17 protein-coding genes are annotated in these 19,617 nt (G+C 57.8%); 7 read left to right on the top strand and 10 right to left on the bottom strand.

Annotated features, from left to right (window positions below):
- Nucleotides 1-7: 7 nt before the first annotated feature.
- On the bottom strand, nucleotides 8-1,303 hold the full coding sequence (locus TU76_RS11560) for a substrate-binding domain-containing protein (protein WP_231984436.1): 1,296 nt from the start codon (nucleotides 1,301-1,303) through the stop codon (nucleotides 8-10).
- Nucleotides 1,304-1,390: 87 nt separating this feature from the next.
- Nucleotides 1,391-2,203: an exodeoxyribonuclease III gene (gene xthA / locus TU76_RS11555; RefSeq protein WP_019828359.1), complete on the bottom strand. Its 813-nt coding sequence runs from the start codon at nucleotides 2,201-2,203 to the stop codon at nucleotides 1,391-1,393.
- 167 nt (nucleotides 2,204-2,370) lie between these two features.
- Between xthA and TU76_RS11550 the strand changes: the two genes are divergently transcribed.
- The 4 genes from TU76_RS11550 (at nucleotide 2,371) to TU76_RS11535 (ending at nucleotide 8,887) form a co-directional block, all read left to right on the top strand.
- Nucleotides 2,371-3,021: a GNAT family N-acetyltransferase gene (locus tag TU76_RS11550; RefSeq protein ID WP_019828358.1), complete on the top strand. Its 651-nt coding sequence runs from the start codon at nucleotides 2,371-2,373 to the stop codon at nucleotides 3,019-3,021.
- 64 nt (nucleotides 3,022-3,085) lie between these two features.
- On the top strand, nucleotides 3,086-4,813 hold the full coding sequence (locus TU76_RS11545) for an autotransporter assembly complex protein TamA (protein ID WP_019828357.1): 1,728 nt from the start codon (nucleotides 3,086-3,088) through the stop codon (nucleotides 4,811-4,813).
- Nucleotides 4,810-8,484, top strand: coding sequence for a translocation/assembly module TamB domain-containing protein (locus TU76_RS11540; protein ID WP_048351688.1), 3,675 nt, complete (start codon nucleotides 4,810-4,812; stop codon nucleotides 8,482-8,484). Before TU76_RS11545 ends, TU76_RS11540 begins: the two co-directional genes overlap by 4 nt.
- A 214-nt stretch (nucleotides 8,485-8,698) precedes the next feature.
- A complete protein-coding gene (locus tag TU76_RS11535; protein WP_019828355.1) occupies nucleotides 8,699-8,887 on the top strand; it encodes a hypothetical protein in 189 nt (62 codons plus the stop codon).
- Here the strand turns inward: TU76_RS11535 and TU76_RS11530 are convergent.
- Both TU76_RS11530 and TU76_RS11525 read right to left on the bottom strand, forming a co-directional pair.
- Complete coding sequence (locus TU76_RS11530; protein ID WP_019828354.1) at nucleotides 8,884-9,270, bottom strand: hypothetical protein; 387 nt, start codon at nucleotides 9,268-9,270, stop codon at nucleotides 8,884-8,886. The two genes, TU76_RS11535 and TU76_RS11530, sit on opposite strands and share 4 nt — an antisense overlap.
- Before the next feature lie 345 nt (nucleotides 9,271-9,615).
- Complete coding sequence (locus tag TU76_RS11525) at nucleotides 9,616-10,614, bottom strand: FecR family protein (RefSeq protein WP_019828353.1); 999 nt, start codon at nucleotides 10,612-10,614, stop codon at nucleotides 9,616-9,618.
- 164 nt (nucleotides 10,615-10,778) lie between these two features.
- Between TU76_RS11525 and TU76_RS11520 the strand changes: the two genes are divergently transcribed.
- The gene (locus tag TU76_RS11520) at nucleotides 10,779-11,054 is read left to right on the top strand and encodes a PepSY domain-containing protein (protein ID WP_016782369.1); all 276 of its coding nucleotides are present in this window, start codon (nucleotides 10,779-10,781) and stop codon (nucleotides 11,052-11,054) included.
- Between the two features lie 92 nt (nucleotides 11,055-11,146).
- Here TU76_RS11520 and TU76_RS11515 read toward each other — a convergent pair whose 3' ends face one another.
- From TU76_RS11515 to TU76_RS11505, 3 genes are all read right to left on the bottom strand, one after another.
- A complete protein-coding gene (locus tag TU76_RS11515) occupies nucleotides 11,147-11,704 on the bottom strand; it encodes a GNAT family N-acetyltransferase (protein ID WP_048351687.1) in 558 nt (185 codons plus the stop codon).
- 138 nt (nucleotides 11,705-11,842) lie between these two features.
- Complete coding sequence (locus tag TU76_RS11510) at nucleotides 11,843-12,100, bottom strand: DUF2790 domain-containing protein (protein ID WP_019828351.1); 258 nt, start codon at nucleotides 12,098-12,100, stop codon at nucleotides 11,843-11,845.
- Between the two features lie 287 nt (nucleotides 12,101-12,387).
- Complete coding sequence (locus tag TU76_RS11505) at nucleotides 12,388-12,642, bottom strand: DUF2790 domain-containing protein (RefSeq protein WP_048351686.1); 255 nt, start codon at nucleotides 12,640-12,642, stop codon at nucleotides 12,388-12,390.
- Nucleotides 12,643-12,944: 302 nt separating this feature from the next.
- Here TU76_RS11505 and zapE point away from each other — a divergent pair, with 302 nt between their 5' ends.
- Nucleotides 12,945-14,060 carry a cell division protein ZapE gene (gene zapE, locus TU76_RS11500; protein ID WP_019828349.1) on the top strand — a complete coding sequence of 372 codons (1,116 nt, stop codon included), beginning with the start codon at nucleotides 12,945-12,947 and terminating at the stop codon, nucleotides 14,058-14,060.
- A gap of 104 nt (nucleotides 14,061-14,164) precedes the next feature.
- On the opposite strand, the gene TU76_RS11495 is transcribed toward zapE, so the two are convergent.
- The 3 genes from TU76_RS11495 to TU76_RS11485 are packed head-to-tail and all read right to left on the bottom strand — an operon-like array spanning nucleotide 14,165 to nucleotide 18,782.
- Nucleotides 14,165-15,637: an efflux transporter outer membrane subunit gene (locus tag TU76_RS11495; protein ID WP_048351685.1), complete on the bottom strand. Its 1,473-nt coding sequence runs from the start codon at nucleotides 15,635-15,637 to the stop codon at nucleotides 14,165-14,167.
- Nucleotides 15,638-15,644: 7 nt separating this feature from the next.
- Complete coding sequence (locus tag TU76_RS11490) at nucleotides 15,645-17,615, bottom strand: MacB family efflux pump subunit (RefSeq protein WP_046810854.1); 1,971 nt, start codon at nucleotides 17,613-17,615, stop codon at nucleotides 15,645-15,647.
- A complete protein-coding gene (locus TU76_RS11485) occupies nucleotides 17,616-18,782 on the bottom strand; it encodes an efflux RND transporter periplasmic adaptor subunit (RefSeq protein ID WP_048351684.1) in 1,167 nt (388 codons plus the stop codon).
- Nucleotides 18,783-19,094: 312 nt separating this feature from the next.
- Here TU76_RS11485 and TU76_RS11480 point away from each other — a divergent pair, with 312 nt between their 5' ends.
- Nucleotides 19,095-19,574, top strand: a complete 480-nt coding sequence (locus TU76_RS11480) for a sigma-70 family RNA polymerase sigma factor (protein ID WP_019828345.1) — start codon at nucleotides 19,095-19,097, stop codon at nucleotides 19,572-19,574.
- Nucleotides 19,575-19,617 lie beyond the last annotated feature (43 nt).

Below are 19,617 nucleotides of genomic sequence, written 5' to 3'. Positions count from 1 at the left end.
TCATTGGTCAATGCACCCACACCTCAACCCGACGATTCTTGATACGGCCTTCATCTTCGGTGTTGGCCGCCACCGGCATTTGTGCGCCGTAGCCGCGAATTTCGCGAAGCACCACGTCGCTTTTAACCAGCTCGCGCCGTACGGCCATCGCCCGTAACTTTGACAGCAGTTGCGCCCGCTCGGGATCGTCCTTGGCATCGCCAAACCCCACCAGCGTCACTTGATTGATCAGCTTGTGGGTGGCCTTCAAGTAATCAATGACCCGCAGTAAGTCCTGACGCGCCTTGTTGTCCAGTGAAGCACTGCCTTCTTCAAAGCGAAAATTGACCGACAGGCGCTTAGCCTGTTGGGTCAGTGTCTGGTACTGCGCGGGCATATGCGCCCCGGGCAGGACATTGCCGGCCTGTACGGTTTGGGCGACAAAGCCGTTCTGCGCGACGATGGCCTGGCCTTGAGGGCTTTGGGTGAAGGTCACCAGCGCCTTGGCCCAAGGGTTGCGGGAAGAGGGCGGCAAGTAAAAGAACAACCGTCGCGATAACGGATAGTCCTCGCTGGCGATCAGGCCGGTGAGCGGCAACATGGGTTGTGATGCCCCGTCGACGATGGCCACGGCTTTGGCCTCACGGATGTAAGGCAGGCCGATAAACCCGATGGCCTGAGGGTCGTGGCTGACGGCATCCGAGAGTTGCTCGCTGGATTCGAAGCGTAGCGCGGTGCTGCTAAGAGCGAGTTTGCTGCGGTTCAAGACCAGCTCTTTAAACGTGTCCCAGGTGCCGGACTGTTCATCACGGGCATACAAATGGATCGTGCCACCAATGCCGCCCAGTTGTTCCCATCTGCTGACCTGGCCACTGAAAACCTGGGCCAGTTGCTCGGTATTGAGTTGATTAAGCGGGTTGTGCGGATGAAGAATAATCGCCAGCCCATCGATGGCGATGACTTGCTCGGCGTCAGGACTTTTAAGATCACCGAGGCGTTCGAGATCGACCAGTTCGCGGTCCTTGATCGGCCGCGATGAAGCCACCATGTCCGCTTGCCCGGCGGAAAGTGCAGAGAAACCGGTGCCTGAGCCGTGGGCCGCGACATCCACCCGCACCTGCTTACCCTGGGCGTTGGTGCCGACAATGCTGTGCTCGTTGGGAGGAATGACCGGGACGCTGTGAATGTCGTGCAAGCCCTGCTCTGCCAGCATGGCGGCCACCAGCGCGGGACCCAGATTGGCGCCGATGGTGTTGGAACCCTGGATCCGCAAGTCTGCAGCGATGGCCAGGCTGGCCATCGTGCATAACAGGGTCACCGACATAAAGCGCAGCATGTGTGGGCACCTTCCTGGAGCCATAGGAATGTCTGCAATTTAAGTCAGAAACGTTTCAAGCCGATGACAGGGAGATCAGCTCAGTTCCAGCCAGATGGGCGCATGGTCCGAAGGTTTTTCCATGCTGCGCAGGTCGTAGTCGACTCCGGCCGCCTTGATGCGCGGTACCAGCCCTTGGGAGGCCAGGATTACGTCAATGCGCAGGCCACGCTTGGGCTCGTCTTCAAAACCGCGGCTGCGGTAGTCGAACCAGCTGAAGCGATCGGCCACGTCCGGGTGCAGGTAACGGAAGCTGTCCACCAACCCCCAGCCCTTGAGGCGCTCCAGCCACTCGCGTTCTTCCGGCAAAAAACTGCACTTGCCGGTCTTCAACCAGCGTTTGGCATTGTCCGCACCTATGCCGATGTCGCAGTCTTGCGGGGAAATATTGATATCACCCATCACCACCAGCGGTTGTTCGTTGCTGAACCGGCTTTCGAGTAACTGCTGAAGGTCGCTGTAGAAGCGCTGTTTGGCGGGGAACTTGGTCGGGTGATCACGGCTTTCTCCCTGTGGGAAGTAGCCATTCATGATGGTGACGGGCTGGCCGTTTTCGTCAGCGTAAGTGCCCCAGATAAAGCGCCGTTGTGCGTCTTCTTCGTCGCTGGCAAAGCCTTTGTGCAGTTCCAGAGGTGCCTGGCGCGAGAGCAGTGCAACACCGTAGTGGCCTTTTTGCCCATGGTAGTGAACGTGGTAACCCAGTGCTTCGATGTCGGCGAGGGGGAACTGGTCGTCATGGACTTTGGTTTCTTGCAGGCCGATCACGTCTGGCTGATGTTTCTCGATCAGCGCTGCCAGCTGATGCGGCCGAGCGCGCAGGCCATTGATGTTGAATGAAACGATTTTCATGGGCGGGCAGTCCTGAGCAAAACTGCGATGCTAGCTGCCAGCGTGCAGTAGGGCAAATGCACTGCTAACGTAGGATGCACTTGGCCATGATTGAACTGTTGTGGCCCTCGGGGGTTCGTACGCATTAGAAGCGCCGCTATTGAGGCCGCGCCGGGGAGATTGATCGCATGACGCAAACGTCGAACGCCACCTGTCAGATACAGTTGCTCGACAGTGGCTATTCAAGAGAAGCGCGTTCCTTGTTGTATCAGGCCTATCGTCATGAGCCGACGTTTCGTTTTCTATTCAACGCGCAGCGCAGTGGTTACGAGCAACGGGTTCGGGCCACTGTGCGCGAACTGGTCAAACAGCATTTTCTGCAGGATTTGCCAGCATTGGGATTGCTGGTTGATGACCGGCTATTGGGCATTGCCCTGATCGCGCCACCACAGCGGCGCCTGGGTATCACCGAAAGCTGGGCGTGGCAGTTGCGCATGGTGCTCAGTACTGGCCTGAGCTGTACACGGCGCTATCTGGCCTATCACCAGGCGGTACAGGCCTGCGTTCCGGGTGATGCGGTGCATATGCTGCCGTTGCTGGGGATCCATCCCGAATTTCAGGGCAAGCATTACGGCGAGCAATTGCTTGAGGCCGTGCATAACTGGTGCGCGGAGGATGAGCATTCCGAAGGCGTGGTACTCGACACCGGCAACCCGCATTACCTGGAGTTTTACAAACGCCAGGGCTATGTGGAAATCGGTGAAGTGGCCGTTGGGCCAGTGGTGGAACATGTGTTCTTCCATGCCAATCCACAGGTGTCGCACACAGCAACGGCCTGAAGACGAAATTTTTGCCCGTTGGCGCGCTCTATGAGCCCCCCAGCCCGTGATAGCATCCGCGCCTATGAAGTTCTCAGGAAGATTTACCAGTGGTGTTGTCCTGCTGCTCAGCAGCTTTGCGGTGTCTGCCCAAAGCGAGTTGGTGGTTAAGGTCAAACCGGCAAACGATGCCCTCAAGGCCAACGTGGAAGGCTATATAGGCAGTCTCGGCGATCGTGACGAAAAAGCGTTATTGCGCTTTCAGCGTGGCGCGCAGGAGCAAGCCCTCAAAGCTTCCCAGGCCTTGGGTTACTACCATCCCTCTATAGAAGCCGAGGTCAAACCCGGTGATCCGCCGCGTCTGGTGTTGAGCATCGATCCCGGCGAACCGGTGCATCTGCGCAACGTCAACGTGCGCGTCGAAGGTCCAGCCGCCTCACTGAAGGCCTTTCAAGTGCCGGCCAGTGATGATCTTAAACCCGGCGCGGTGCTCAATCAGGGCAACTACGAAGACGCCAAGCGATTGATCCAGAACCGTGCCCTGCGTTACGGTTTTTTCAACGGTAAATTTACTCAGCACGAAATTCTGGTCGACCCCAAAGGCGGGTTTGCGGATATCAATCTGGTCTACGAAAGCGGGCCGCGTTTTTTGCTTGGCAAAGTCACTTTTGCAGGCGATGCACCCTTTGACCAAACCCTGCTGGACCGCATGGTGCCTTTTAAACCGGACACCCCTTACGACTCCGAACTGGTCGCTGAGCTCAACCAAAACCTGCAAAGCAGTGGTTATTTTGAAGTCGTGCGCGTCGATGCCGCACCCAGCACAGCAGTGGGGCAGGTGATTCCGGTTGATGTTGATCTGGAAACCCGCAAGCCGCGCACCATGACGTTGGGCCTTGGTTATTCGACCGACACCGGTGCCCGTGGCAAAGCCAGCTGGATGCGCCATTGGGGCAATCCGCGCGGCGACAGCTATGGGTTTGAATCCGAAATTTCCCAGCCCAAGCAAAACGTCGGCGCCTGGTATGACATCCCGCTGGACCCTCCGTTGACTGACAAACTGCGTCTTGCCGCGGGTTATCAAAACGAAGAAATCGCCAACACCGATACCTTGAGCAAACTGCTCACGGTCGGCCCCGAGTGGCACAGCAAACTGGACAACGGCTGGACGCGAATCGTGTCGCTCAGATGGCAGCACGAAGAATACCGACTGGGCGATGACTCGGGGCTCAGCACCCTGCTGATGCCCGGTGTCAGCTACTCGGTCTTGCGCAGCGACAACCGTATCGATCCCAGTCACGGCTACAGCGTGAACACTGAGATGCAAGTAGCCAAGGAAGGGCTGCTGTCCGATACCAACCTCTTTCACGGCGATGTGAAATTCAAGGCCTTGACCACCTTGTGGGACAAGCACCGCTTTTTGGGGCGGATTCAGTTTGGCGGCAGCGCCACCAACGGCTACAAATCGATTCCTCCGTCCTTGCGCTTTTTTGCCGGTGGTGACCAAAGCGTACGTGGCTATGACTACCAGAGCCTGTCGCCCAAGAACGCTGAAGGTGATCGGATCGGTGGGCGCTACATGCTGGCCGGCAGTCTCGAATATCAATATCAGTTCGCTGAAAAATGGCGTTGGGCGACCTTTGTGGATCAGGGCAATGCGTTCAATACGCTGGACTTCCCGAGTTTGAAAACCGGGGTCGGCGTGGGTATTCGCTGGATCTCGCCGGTAGGCCCGATTCGTCTGGATCTGGCCCATGCGCTGGATGACGATGGCGGTGTTCGTTTGCACTTTTCGATGGGGCCAGAACTGTGATTCGTGGTTTGAAAATAGCGGGTCTGGTGGTGTTGGCGTTGGTGCTGCTGGTGGTTGTGAGCGTGGGCGTCATGCTCGGCACGCAAACGGGCAGCCGTTGGGTGCTGGGGCAGGTGCCAGGCTTGCAGGTTGATAATTTTGCCGGGCGTCTGGGCGGTCAGTGGGGTGCCGATCACCTGTTGTGGGAGCAAGGCACCAGTCGCGTAGAAGTGGACAGGCCGATCTTTGCCTGGTCGCCGGGCTGCCTGACCCGCATGACCTTGTGTATCGATCAATTGCAAGCAGAGAAAGTCAGCCTGCAATTCCCGCCAAGCGAAGACAGCAGCAGCGGTCCGATCAGCCTGCCGGAACTGAAATTGCCACTGGCGATTGAGGTGGGGGTAATCAAGGTAGGCAATGTGCTGTTCAACGGCATCGAGCAGCTCAAGGGCATGCAAATGTCGGCGCAGTGGACAGCCAAAGGTTTGCAGATCGATTCGGTGAAGGTCGAGCGTGAAGACCTGAACGTTGAGTTGTCTGGCTTGCTGCAACCCAGTGGCGACTGGCCGTTGACCTTGCAGGGCAACGTCAGCCTGCCAGCGCCGGGTGACAAACCGCTGGCGGTAGCGCTCAAGGTTGAAGGCAATCTGCGCACCACCCTCAACCTTGCGGCCGACACCAGCGGGTATCTCACTGCACACCTGACGGGAGAGATCCAGCCGTTGGCGGACAATCTGCCGGCGCAGTTGAAAATTACCGCCGAGCCGTTCAAGGCCAGCCCTGATCTGCCGGATACCCTGGTGCTCAACCAGCTGTTGCTGACGGCCAAGGGCGATCTGAAAGACGGTTATGAATTGAATGGCAGTGCCACATTGCCCGCTGAACAAGAGCCGGTAAGTCTGCTGCTCAAAGGCCGGGTGGATGCCAAGGGCGCGCAAATCGCAGCCCTGGACCTGACCGCCAACCCCAAGCAGCACCTGAAACTGTCGGGGCAAGTGGACTGGCAGGAAGGCTTGAGTGCCGAAGCCAAAATCGACTGGCTGGAGTTCCCGTGGCACAACCTGTACCCGTTGATCGACAAGCCCGATGTGGATGTGCGCACCTTTGTCGGTGAAGTCTCCTACCGCGATGGCAACTACCTGGGTAACTTCCAGGCAAACCTCGATGGCCCAGCAGGCAAGTTCAGCCTCAGCAGCCCCTTCAGTGGCGATCTGGGCAAGATATTTTTGCCGCAATTGAAACTGGTCGCCGGTCAAGGCAAGGCCGAGGGGCACGTTAATGTGCAGTTTGCCGATGGCGTGGCCTGGGACACGGCACTGGACCTGAGTGCGATCAACCCCGCGTACTGGGTGGCCGAACTGCCGGGTACGCTGGCTGGCCCACTGCGCAGCAAAGGCTCATTCAAAAGTGAGCGCCTGGAACTGGATGCCAACCTTGACCTCAAGGGTCGTTTGCGCGGCCTGCCTGCGGTGTTGCAAGCCAAGGCCAACGGGGCGGGTGAAACCTGGACGGTCAGCGCGCTGGATATTCGCCTGGGTGACAACCGCATCAACGGCACCGCCACGTTACAGCAGCAGATCAAGGCCCAACTTGACCTCAACATGCCGCGTCTGGGCCAGCTCTGGCCAGAGCTGCGCGGCCAGCTAAAAGGCCGTGTCGACCTGGGTGGGACCCTCAAGGCGCCGCAAGGCACGGTTAAGCTCAATGGCCAACAGTTGGCTTTCGCCGATAATCGCCTGCAAAACCTGACCCTGGATGCCAGTCTCGATCGCAATCAACGTGGCCGCCTTGACCTCAAGGGCAGCGGAATTCAGGCCGGGGAGACTCAGCTCGGCGTTCTGACCGCCAACGCCAGTGGCGATATCAAGCGTCAGCAGCTCAAGCTGGGTTTGCAAGGGCCGATGCTGCAACTGGCCCTGGCCCTGGATGGCGGCCTGGATAAAGACAATTGGCGCGGTCGACTGGTCAGCGGTGACGTCAAGGCCGGTGGGCAGGCCTGGGTACTGCAAAATCCGGCAAGGCTGGAGCGTCTGGCCGATGGCCGAATCAATATGGGTTCGCAGTGCTGGATTTCAGGCCCGGCCAGCTTGTGCAGTGAAGAACAGCGTTTGATGCCTGATCCAAGACTGCGTCTGCACCTCAAACAGTTCCCCCTCGACAGCCTGGCCGAGTGGCTGCCCAAGGACTTTCAATGGCAAGGCGACCTCAATGCAGACCTGGTGCTGGACTTGCCAGCCAGCGGGCCCAAAGGTCAGATCGTGGTCGATGCCAGCGGTGGCACGCTGCTCTTCAAAGACAAGGGCCAGTGGGTAGACTTCCCCTATGAGGCCTTCAAGCTGACCAGCAACCTGACCCCAAACCGGGTCGAATCCCGTCTTGATTTCGACGGCGGCAAGCTGGGGCAACTGATGCTGTCGGCGCGAATCAATCCTCTGCCTAAAAGCAAACCTATCAGCGGAGAGTTCCAACTAACCGGGCTGGACGTGTCGATGATCCGTCCGTTCGCGCCAATGGTTGAGAAACTCACCGGTCAGTTGAATGGCTCGGGTACGATTTCGGGGGTTTTACTGTCGCCCCATATCATCGGCAATGTGGCCCTGAGCGATGGCGAAATTTCGGGACCGCAGTTGCCGACCAGCTTCGAAAATGTCCAGCTTTCGATGGCTATTAACGGCGAGACGGCGTTGATCAATGGCGGCTGGACCAGCGGCCAGCAAGGGCAGGGCAGTATCAGCGGTAATGTCGCCTGGGGTCGGGCCATGGTGGTCGACGTGTTAATCAAGGGTAACAACCTGCCGGTGACCGTTGAGCCTTACGCCAAGCTTGAAGTCGCCCCGGATCTGAAAATATCCCTCAACCCCGACAACACGTTGTTGATCGCGGGCCGGGTCAATGTACCCAAAGGTGAAATTGTTGTTCGCGAATTGCCGCCGTCGACGGTCAAGGTTTCGGATGACACGGTCGTCGTGGGCCAGCAGACGACCGATGAGGCGTCGCCGATGCAGATCGACATGGACATCAACGTGGTGGTGGGCCAGGAACTGCTGACGTTCTCGGGCTTTGGCCTGAGCGCCGATCTGGCGGGGCAGGTTCATATTGGCAACAACCTGGAGACCCGCGGCGAGTTGCGCCTTAACAATGGTCGCTACCGCGCCTATGGCCAGAAGCTGACCATTCGCCGGGCACGTCTGTTGTTTGCAGGACCAATCGATCAGCCGTATCTGGATATCGAAGCGGTTCGCCAGACCGACGACGTGATTGCCGGCATTCGCCTGACAGGCAGTGCTGAACAGCCCACCACGCAAATATTCTCGGAACCGGCCATGAGTCAGGAGCAGGCTTTGTCATACCTGATTCTGGGGCGTCCGCTGACGGGCACCGGCGAAGATGAAAACCTGCTGGCGCAAGCAGCCTTGGGCCTGGGGCTGCTGGGCAGCTCGGGGATCACCACCAGCCTGGCGAATCATTTGGGGCTCAAGGAGTTTGAACTCGACACCGAAGGCAGCGGCAATAACACATCAGTCGTGGCCAGCGGCAAGATCAACGAGCGCCTGAGCGTGCGTTACGGGGTTGGGGTGTTTGAACCTGCCAGCACCATTGCCCTGCGTTACAAGCTGAGCAAGCGGGTGTATGTGGAAGTGGCGAGCGGCTTTGCGAGCTCGCTGGATATCTTTTACAAACGGGACTTCTAACCTGCGATGAAATGCCTCCCACACTCTGTGTGGGAGGCCCGCGAGAATATCGGTGCGATGTACCCGATAGGCCGTCACGCCATTGGAGCCGTGGCAGCTAAAAAACTGTTCCGGCTGTAAGATATGGCCTTGAATATTTCAATTCATTTTCGAAAGCCGAACGTTTTTGTTAATTTCCGGTTTTCGCTTTCAGACTTACTTTCAGGAACAGGTTATGACCCCTTCGCAGCGCTTGAAATACTCGATTTTGATTTCATTGGTGGTTCTGGGAATCATGTTTGGTCTTTCGTACATGCAAAACGCCGGCATGATCACTGAAAAAATGTTCCAGTACGTCGCCATCGGCGTGGCAGTGATCGTGGTTGTGATCAATGGTGTGATGCGCCGCAAAACCAAGATTTAAGCCTCGATTTGCCCGACCAAAACGGCTTCAGCCTGTGGATGCAGGCTGTAGCTCTTGTCGCTGTTGAGTACCACCACCCCTTCGCTGCACAGACGCTTGAGCACCTCGCGCACACTCAGAAATGACAGTGGAATATCCAGTGCCTGCAAGTGGCTGTGCATGCCGCGTACCCCCAACCTGCGATCATTGCCGGCCGCCGTCAGCAATGCATCAATGACTTTGAGTCTCACCAGGCTGGTACGTAGCCCGAAGCACTTGAGTAAGTGGCGGATCCGTTCGTTGCCCTGCAAGGGAGTCAGCGCTTCCAGCAACCCTGAATCGGGCTGGAAAGCTGCGTCGCGATGCTGGTTGCTACCATCCGTTGGTATTTGCTGGTTGTGCATGCAAAAAACTCCTTTTCAGAGCCTGATCAGGAAAAAATAAAAAAGCGCTCTTGGTTAACTAGACGAATGAGCGGCTTAAATCATGAACACTGGAATGTAGAAATTTTGTCGTGAATTCGTCTCAGTCGCGTTCTCGCCCAATGGGGACGGGGGTTTGGACTGATTATTAAATTTTTTTAATCTGTGCGGTGTTTCACCTGTGCACTGAGGTTTCGGAACCGGACGGTCAGCCGTGCAAAAGTGTGAAATGACGTCGCAGCCTTCAACCGTGGGAGCGAGCCTGCTCGCGAAGGTCATTCGCGAGCAAGGGGGCCTTGACCTGAAGCAAGTATCTACACGGCTCTTTTAAAGGCTTGTGCGGGCGTTCAGCACGGGCCTGCCGTCCGTAGTGCGGCTCAGGTACACCGGCAAGACCTTGGGCAGGGATGTCACCAGATGGTCGATTTCGCGGGTGTTGAATACGCCACCAATGCGCAGCTTGCCAGTGGCGCTGTCGGCCACAGAAAGCGGGCTGTCGAGGTAGCGGTTGATCAGGGGCAGGGCGTCGGCCAGTGACAGGTTATCGAGCACCAGCTTGCCGTTGCGCCACGCCAGATCCGGCATGCCAGTTGAGGTCTGGCTGATTTGTGCGGCGTAGTCGCCAGCCTTGTAGCGCGCCTGCATCCCCGGTTCCAGACGCAAGCCGTCGCCACTCAGGTGCTTGTTGCTGGTGACCAGCACTGAGCCCTCCAGCAGCGTGACCCGCACCTGATCTTCGTACATCCACACATTGAACTGAGTGCCTGTGACCCGAACCTGTCCCTCTGCGGCCTGGACCAGAAACGGGTGCGAGACATCGTGACTGACCTTGAAAAATGCTTCGCCCTTGCCCAGGGTTACCCGGCGTTCGTCCTTGTAGTTGCTGAAAGTCAGTTGCGTACCCAGATTGAGCTCGACTTGACTGCCATCGGGCAGTGTCACCGTCTTCGCACGGGTATCGGCCGTAAAGCGTTCATGGGCATCAGGAATCCAGCCCAGTTGCCAGCCGCTGTAGGCCGCTACAGGGACGGCGAGGAGAGTCACGGCTGCGGCCACGGCAAAACGCTGCCAGGTCGTGCGACGTGGTGCAGGCAATGCAATCACCCGGGCTTCGGCGGGCGCGGGGCGCGACAGGTGTTCACTGACATCCCAAATGTCCAGCATTGCCTCATATTCAACAGCGTGCCGGGGATCAGTGTTTAACCACACCGCAAAAGCATCACGTTCCTGGAGTGTGCAATCGGGCTCGTGCAAGCGCATGCACCACTGGGCCGCAGCTTCAGTGATGACATCGTTTTCGGCTTCTGTGGGGCGTGTTTCACTCATTGGCTTTTCCCGGTTTTGCGCATTCTAACCCCGCACTGGAGGTAACGAGAACATGAGCCATGTCAAAAGCATGTCAATTAGCCGTATGGCCGCGTTTTTCTCTGCTACGGTTGTTCCAGTCACATTGAGTACCAGACGCAACATCAATTAATGGAGTTAAGACAATGTTGAAGAAAACCTTTGCTGCTGTAATCACTACTGCTGCTTTGTTGAGTGCCGGTGCAGCGATGGCTCAGCCTGTTGACCCGAACTGGGCATTCTCCAAAGAGTTGGTAGAAGTGCTCAAGAACAAGAACGGCTACACCGTGATCAAGAAAATTGAAGCTCAAGACCCGGCTGCTGGCATCTGGAAAGCAGAAGGGATCAAGAAGGTCGATGGCCTGGAATATGAAATTATCTTCGATTCGACCGGCAAGGTGATTTCCGAGAAGAAAGACTGATTCTCCTCACCTGAGACGAATCCCCCGCTGAGCGTTTTAACCCGGCCCTGATCGTAACTTTTGACAGGGCCGGGTGTTTTGAACTTGCCGCTTCAATCATTGCGCCTATGCCGCAACAGCCATTGTTCCCGAGTCATTTCCCACAGGTCGCAAGCAAACCTGCCGCTGACAAAATCTTTTTCTTCGCTGCTGACCCACTGCATTCCGGCCCGTTCGGAAATTCGTCGCGATGCCACGTTTGGGGAGGCTTTTGGCACCCGCATGCGTTCGCGGCCCAAGGTCTCGAACCAGAAGGCGTCAACTGTCCCGCACGCTTCGCTCATCAGCCCCTGGCCTTGCCATTGCGGTGCCAGCCAGAAGCCCCGGTTGTTATCGACGGTATCCATCAAGCTGATGCTGCCAATCAGTTCGTCCGGCTGCGAGAGCAAGCGAATTGTCCAGTGCCATTCTTCGCCGCGTGCAACGGCGGGCAACGCCACATCGCGTAAATAACCCAGAGCCCCATCGGCGGGATAGGGCCAGGGCACGAGCGCGTTCAAGTAGCGCACGACCTCCCAATGGGCGAAGCGTTGCTGGATCGCGGGCGCGTCACTTAACTGCAGTGGCTGCAGTAAGAGTCGTCGGGTCTGAAGTGTTGGTGGGGGCTGCATGGGAGGTGGCTCCTTGCCAGTAATTTGAGTCGAGAGTACCTCCCAATGGCGCTCATAAAAAAGCCCCCGTTAAACGGAGGCTTGGATTTGATCAGGTGCGGGAGCAAACCCGCTAGATCGTTGCGTCTGGAGCGGGTATTAGCCGTTGCTGCAACCATTGCCCATCACACGGTATTCAAGAATATGACGCTGACCCTGATGGTCTTCGTAGGTCATCTGTGCGGGTACGACTTCACAAACATCTGCAATCGGCGTCACGCTGATCACGTTGGCAATATCGAGATCGGTGGCGTAAGTGTACTGTTCAACCGCAGGTTGTTGTTGGGGTACTTGAACTTCGTCAGCAACAGCCAGTGTTGAAAAAGCAACCAGTGCAAGAGCAATCAAACGTTTCATTATTAAGACCTTAAAACAATCACGAATCACTGACTTCAATTGCCCTGTTGGCGGGAGAAGTTGTTACGCCCTGTAGGGAAGTGACGTAACACGAAGTACCGTGCCCTGTTTCAATGTTGCGTTGAGGGATGAACATAGAATACGCCCCGCGCGTATTGATTAAAGTCAAAAGATCGCCAAGCAGTCTTTCCGAATCAGTAACAATCCTTGGGCTTGATCAACACACAACAAAAAGCCCCCTCGCAAGAGGGGGCCGGGGTCGTAACAGTGGGTGCAACCACTCAAAATTAGTGCGAACTGCAACCGTCACCCATGGCCTTGTATTCAAGGATGTGACGCTGACCCTGGGAGTCTTCGTAGGTCATGGTGGCGGGTACAACTTCACATACATCGGGAATGGTCGACAGGTTGATGACCCGTGCAATATCCAGCTTAGTTCCATAACTGTACGATTCGACCGTTGGGGTCTGGACAGCGGAAGTTTCACCTGCAACGGCCAGCGTTGCAAAGCCGGCAAGAAAGAGTGCGATCAAGTTTTTCATGGTAGTGCCTCTAAAGTAATCAAGAGTTTAAATTGACTGACTTCATTTGCCGATGAGGCGGGAAGAAGTTACGGCACCTGCCAACGTTGTCAGGTGCGTACGAAGTACCGTGTATCCGTGTCAATCTATGTGTGAAGCATATGAACAATGTTACGCCGATCCACCCAAGTAAAAAGACGGGATGGCAAAAGGCTCTGTTACCGCTCGGGTAACAATGTGGTGGCGTTGTGGCTATTTTCAAGTGCTCGGAGTGTGTCCTTGCTGGCATACTGGCACTCCTGATTCAGGAGTCAGTCATCCGAATGAATATCGAGTCCCCCCTCAGTGCCTATCAACAAGCCATTGAGCAGCAGGGTTTTGTCCATGACCCTGCCCAATGGAGGGCTGTGCAAGCACTGCAAAGTTGCCATGAGGCAGTGCATTCAGGAGCACAGTCGGTTAAGGGCGTGTATTTGTGGGGCCCGGTAGGCCGGGGCAAAACCTGGTTGATGGATCGCTTCTACCAAAGCCTGCAGGTGCCGGCCCGGCGTCAGCATTTCCATCATTTCATGCAATGGGTGCATCAGCGCCTGTTCCAGCTGACCGGGACGGCGGACCCGCTCAAGGCCCTGGCCAAAGGCTTGAGTGAGGAAGTCAACGTGCTGTGTTTTGACGAACTGTTCGTCAATGACATTGCCGATGCGATCATTCTTGGCCGCTTGTTTCAGGTCATGTTCGATGAAGGCGTGGTGCTGGTGTGCACCTCTAACCAGCCACCCGAAGATCTCTACGGTCACGGTTTCAACCGGGATCGCTTTGCGCCCGGGATCACTGCGATTCTCAAGCATATGGAGGTGGTCTCGGTGAACGGGGTTGAGGACCATCGCCTGCACCCCGGCATTGCTCATCAACGGTATTGGGTAACGGGTCCGGGTCAGCCAAGTGCAATTGAGCCGGTGTTCAAGGATTTAACCCAAGGGCAGGTGGTGTCAGATCAGCCCATAGGCGTGGGGTACCGTTCGCTGAATGTAGTGCAGGCCAGTGATGCCGTGCTGTGGTGCGACTTTCACGAACTGTGCGAGCAACCGCTGGCCGCTACTGAATTCATGGAAATCTGTGATCGCTACACGGTGATATTACTCAGCGGCGTGCCTTGCCTGAGTGCCGAGCAGCGCGAGGGCAAAATTGCCCGCGGTACGGAAGACGCTGCGGTGAAAGTCGAGGCAGGTGATCGCGAACTGCCGCAGCTGTCCAAATACGATGACAGCGTGCGGCGTTTCATTGCGCTGATCGACGAGTGTTACGACCGCAAAGTGCCTGTTTGCATTGAAGCTCAAGTACCAATGGATCAGCTCTACACCCAGGGCTACCTGGAGTTCGCCTTCCGCCGGACCTTGAGCCGTCTACAGGAAATGCAGTTGCAGCGCTTTGGCCTTTAAACACCTTGCGTAGCAGCTGCCGTAGGAACGAGGCTGCGTCCGGCTGCGCAGCAATCGTAAAATCAGTAAATGCGTTGCACTGGATACGCCTACGGACTTAGATTTTACGACCGCTTCGCGCTCGGACGCAGCCTCGTTCCTACGGCAGCTGCTACGGGTGCAGTAGCATGGCTGTTGTCCAGTGCATAAGTGCCCCAGCCGCCCCCGAGTGCCTTGTACAACGCAATACTGGCTTGCAGTCGCGCAAGGCGCAGTTGTACGTACTGGTCTTGGGCCTGATACAGCGTGCGCTGGGTTTCCAGTACCGTAAGCAGCATCTCGGCACCGGCCTTGTAGCGGTCTTGCGCAATGTCGAAGGCCCGTTGTGCCTGCTTGAGTTCTTCATCCTGCCATTGGCGTTGCTGGTCCAGGCCGTTGGAGCTGTTGAGGGCTTTTTCGACGTCGGCAAACGCGCTGATGATGCTAGCCCTATAGGTTTGCAGCAGTTCTTGTTGGCGGGCGGTGGCTTTGTCGCGCTCGGCGCCGAGGCGACCATTGTTGAAAATCGGCGCTATCAGTCCGGCGGTGAGGGTGTAGAACGGGCTGCGCAGGACATCGCTAAAGTGATCTGCCCCGGAGCCCAGGCTGGCGCTCAGGGTCAGGTTTGGCAACATGGCCGCACGGGCAACGGTGATATCGGCCCGTGCTGCGACCAGCTTGGCTTCGGCGCTCGCGATGTCCGGGCGCCGGCTCAGTAATTCACTGGGCAATCCGCCGCCAATGGCAGGCCAATGCAACCGTGTGAAAGGCGTATCGCCCAGTGTCAGATTTTGTACAGGTTGGCCAAGCAGGACGGCGAGGGTGATTCGCGCTTCCCGGGTCTGTTGCTCAACCCGTGGGACTTGCCGCTGCTGACTGGCAACCAGGCTTTTTTGTTGGGCCAGTTCCAGGGCCGTTGCCGAACCCGCATCATGACGGGTCTGCACGACGTCCAATACGCTGTGCGCATTGGCCAGATTGAGTCGGGCAATGCGCAGTTGCTCATCAAGTGCCAGGGCTTGGACGTAGCTGTTGGCGACGCTGCTGAGCAGGGTCAGTTCGACGGTGTCCCGGTCAAACTCGCTGGCCTTGAGGGTCTGCAGTGTGCTGTCGTGGGCCGCCGCTTTGCCACCCCAGAAATCCACCTCATAACTGGCGCTCAGGCGGGTGTCGAAATAGTCCGCCGCCTGGTTGTCGTCGCGAGCCTCCAGTTGGCTGTAGCCTTTGCCGCGCAGGAGTTTTTCGCGATTGGCGTTGCTGGCCAAGGTGACTTCGGGCAGTAACGGTGCGCCGGCGATGACGGCAGAAGCCCGGGCTTGCTGCACCCGCGCCATTGCAGCGGCCAAATCGTAGCTACCGAGCCGCGCCTGGTTGACCAGATGCTCCAGGTCGGTGCTGCCAAACTGTTGCCACCATTGCTGGTTGATCTGATGGCGGGCTTGCCCCGGTGCCGACTGCCAGGTCGCTGGGGCAATCACGTCGTTGTGGTCATCAGGAGTGGAGTGGCTGCACGCGCCCAACAGCAGGCACAGGGTCAACAGGCTCAAGGACGGCTTCATCAATAGATCATTCACTGGTAAGGGCCGTGACCGGGTCTAGCCGGGCAGCTTTGCGGGCCGGCATAAAGCCGAAAATAACGCCGGTTACCAGTGCGCAACCAAAAGCACCGAGTACGGCGGTCAGGGAGAACGCCACGGCTACATCGCACAGCAACAGCATCCCGCCGACGATAAAGGCCAGGGTGATACCGGCCAGGCCGCCCACCACCGACAGCATCAGGGCCTCGGTCAAAAACTGGCGCAGGATGTCGCGCTGGCGGGCGCCGGTGGCCATGCGAATCCCGATTTCGCGGGTACGCTCGCGCACCGTCATGAGCATGATGTTCATCACGCCGATGCCGCCGACCAGTAGCGAGATGGCGGCAATTGAACCCAGCATCAACGACAGGGTGTTACGGGTTTTGGCTTCTGCCTGGATCATCGCTGCATTGTTGGTGATTTCGAAGTCACGGATACCGTGGTGCAGCGTGAGCATCAGTTGCTCAATGGCCTTTTCGGCTTGCTGAACCCTGCTGGCATCCGCCGCCGCGATAACGACGTATTCCGGATTGTGGCTGCCGAACAGGCGCACGCTGGCAGCTGAGTACGGCACCACGATGCGCGCGTCACTGTCCGAGTCACCGGAGCTGGCACCTTTTTCGGCCAGGACGCCGACCACGCGAAACGGTACGTTTTCGAGCAGGATGTACTGGCCGATCGGGTTGGGCACATCCTTGAGGACTTTATCGCGCACCTTTTTTCCGATGACGGCCACGGCGGCCGCAGCGTTTTCATCGGCCTGGGTGAAGAAGCTGCCTTGCACGACCGGCCAGTTGAAAATGGCCGAAAAGTCGATGCCATTGCCACCGGTGTACAGGGTGTGATCGACGTTGCCGTAACGCACGCCAATTTCGGCGCCATTGATAGGCATGATCATCTTGACCTGCGGCAAGGTCGACAGGGCGGCCACGTCATTGAGGGTGATGATGCCCAGCGGCGCCCTCGGTCCGGGTGGCATGCCGCTGAGGTAAATAATGTTTGAACCGAAGGCGCCCATTTCAGCCATCACCTGGCGTTTACTGCCTTCACCGACCGCCAGCATGACCACCACAGAAGCCACGCCGATGACGATGCCGAGCAGGGTCAGGGCAGTGCGAAAACGGTTGATCCACATCACCCGCCATGCGGCGTGAACCGCATCCACCAGTTCACCCTTCCAGGCCCCGCGTGCTTCGCTGCCTTCGCTCAGGCGCTTGCGCAAGTCGATGGCCTGCAAGGCGTCGGGGTTCTCGGTAGCGGGTGATTGCTTGCCGTTGGCGCTGTCGCTGATCACTTCGCCATCGCGTACCTCGATGATCCGGTTGGCCCGTGCAGCCACCTCACGATCATGGGTAATCAGGATGACGACATGACCCTGGTTCGCCAGTTCGTCGAGCAAGGTCATGACCTCGGCGCCACTGTGGCTGTCGAGCGCGCCGGTGGGTTCGTCAGCGAGAATGATGTGCCCGCCGTTCATCAAGGCGCGCGCTATCGACACCCGCTGTTGCTGGCCCCCGGACAATTGATGCGGGCGGTTGGCGGTGCGCTCGGCCAGGCCCAGGCGGTCGAGCAGGGCGGCGGCTCGGGCGTGGCGTTCGGCGGCCGGGGTACCGGCATAGATGGCCGGCATTTCGACGTTTTCCTGGGCCGAAGCCGAGGGGATCAAGTGGTAGCCCTGGAACACAAAACCAAAGGCTTCGCGGCGCAGCCAGGCCAGTTCGTCACTGTCGAGGTGGGCGACGTCTTCGCCCGCAAACAGGTAGCGACCCGAGGTCGGGCGGTCGAGGCAGCCCAGGATGTTCATCAGGGTTGACTTGCCTGAGCCCGAAGCGCCGACGATGGCGACAAACTCACCGGCATGGATCGACAGGTTGATGCCCTTGAGCACGTGAACTTCGGGAGTATCGATACCGCCGTAGACCTTGCGGATATCCTGCAGGTCAATCAGGGGAGTGGGCATTTAACCTCCGTTCCCGGTGGCGGGGCCGATCAGCAGGTGATCGCCTTCATTCAAACCGTCGATGATCTCCACGCGCAAACGGTCGCTGAGGCCGGTACGGATTTCGCGCGGCTCGACTTTGCCGTTTTGGGTCACGATGTGGGCGGTCTGGCGGTTGTCTTCAGGGGTGCCCTGCAACGCGACGATAGGGGCCAGCAGCACATCCCTGACCTGATCGGCGACGAAAAATACCTGGGTGGTCATCTCGGGCATCAGTGCCTGATCAGTGTTGTCGACATCCAGCAGCACGGTGTACAGCACCACGCGGGCGCTGCCGCTTTTACTGGCGGGGCTGCCGCCGCCCTGGCTGGTCTCGTTGAGGGGTTTTGGCGGTACGGGCAAGACTTGTCGCACAGTGCTGCTCCAGCGCCTGTTACCACCACTCAAGGTGGTGAACCAGGCGGGCATGCCGGGTTTGACGTGGCCGATATCAGCTTCCGATACTTCGGCCCAGACCGTCATGGGGGAGAGTTTGGCGATGCGCAGTATCAGCGGGGTTTGTTGTTGGGCATTCAGGGTCTGACCTTCTCGGGCATCCAGTGCCACCACCGTGCCGGACATGGGCGCATAGATGCGCGTGTATCCCAGCTCGGCTTCGTCACTGCGCAAGCTGGCCCGGGCTTGACTGATTTGAGCCTCGAACATGTTGATCCGGGCCTGGGTGGTACGAACTTCAGCACGGGCGGCTTGAACATCCTCTTCGCGGGTGGCGCCGCCTTTGGCCAGATGTAGCTGGCGCTGGAGTTTTTGCTTTGCCAGGTCATGCAGGGCCCGTTGTTCCTGCAACTGAGCCTTGAGATTTTCGATGGCAAAGCGGCTGGCATCGAGCTTGGCGGTTTGGGTGGAAGGGTCGATCTCCACCAGCAGCTGTCCCTCTTTGACTTCAGTGCCAACGTCCACGTGGATTTTATGAATTTGCCCCGAAGCCTGCGCGCCCACGTCGACGTATTGCCGGGGTTGCAAGGTACCAAGTGCGGTCACGCTGCTTTCAATATCGCCCCGGGTGACAGGAACGGTGTCATACGCGTGCCGTCCCGGGGTCAGCAAAGCCCAGGCTGTGACGGTCGCGACAAGCAATAAGCACAAGGTGATAAGCAGCGCACGGCGGGTCTGTCGAGGGCGTTTCATACGGGGTTCCGAGCAATGAATATCGACCCGTCGTCATGCCGTCAGGGTCCAATACCCAGAGACAAACGCTGTCGCCAGCGCTACAGAGACGGGGAGCTGTTGAGTAAACGAATGATTTGGCGAGGGATTTAGGTATTGGTTGGAGCGTCTGTAACTGAATATTTCGGAAATGTTTAAGCGTGCGGGCTTTAAATCTATATGAGAATTACTATAAATTACATCCGCACAAATGCCATCATCATGCCGCTATCCCATTAGATCTGTTTCTGCGCTCATGGAGTGTTGCCGCTGCCGTCGCGGCCTGGAGTCCTGTTGGAAAACTACTATCGAGAACTGGTGGGCTTTTTGAGTGCCAGGCTGGGTAATGCCCAGGCGGCCGAAGATGTGGTGCATGACGCTTATGTGCGAGTGCTGGAGCGCTCCAGTGGCGAGCCGATTGAACAGCCGCGTGCATTTTTGTACCGCACGGCACTCAACCTGGTTATCGATGGACATCGGCGCAGCACCCTGCGCCAGTCCGAGCCGCTGGAAGTGCTCGACGGAGAAGAGCGTTTTTTCAGTCCCTCGCCGCAGGTCCTGATGGACCAGAGCCAGCGACTGGATATGATCCAGAAAGCGTTGGCCGAACTGCCTGCGCCGTGCCGTGAATGTTTTTTGCTGCGCAAGCTGGAGGGCTTGTCTCACCTTGAAATTGCCGAGCGCCTGGGGGTGTCGCGCAGCGTGGTCGAGAAGCACATCGTCAACGCCATGAAGCACTGCCGGATTCGGATTCGGCAGTGGGACAACGCCTGAGTCGTGTACTAAGACCTAACTAAGTAACACGTTTGGCCAATGC

The organism is Pseudomonas psychrophila (assembly GCF_001043005.1).
Lineage (GTDB): Bacteria > Pseudomonadota > Gammaproteobacteria > Pseudomonadales > Pseudomonadaceae > Aquipseudomonas > Aquipseudomonas psychrophila.
This window is presented reverse-complemented; position numbering and strand designations above follow the sequence as displayed.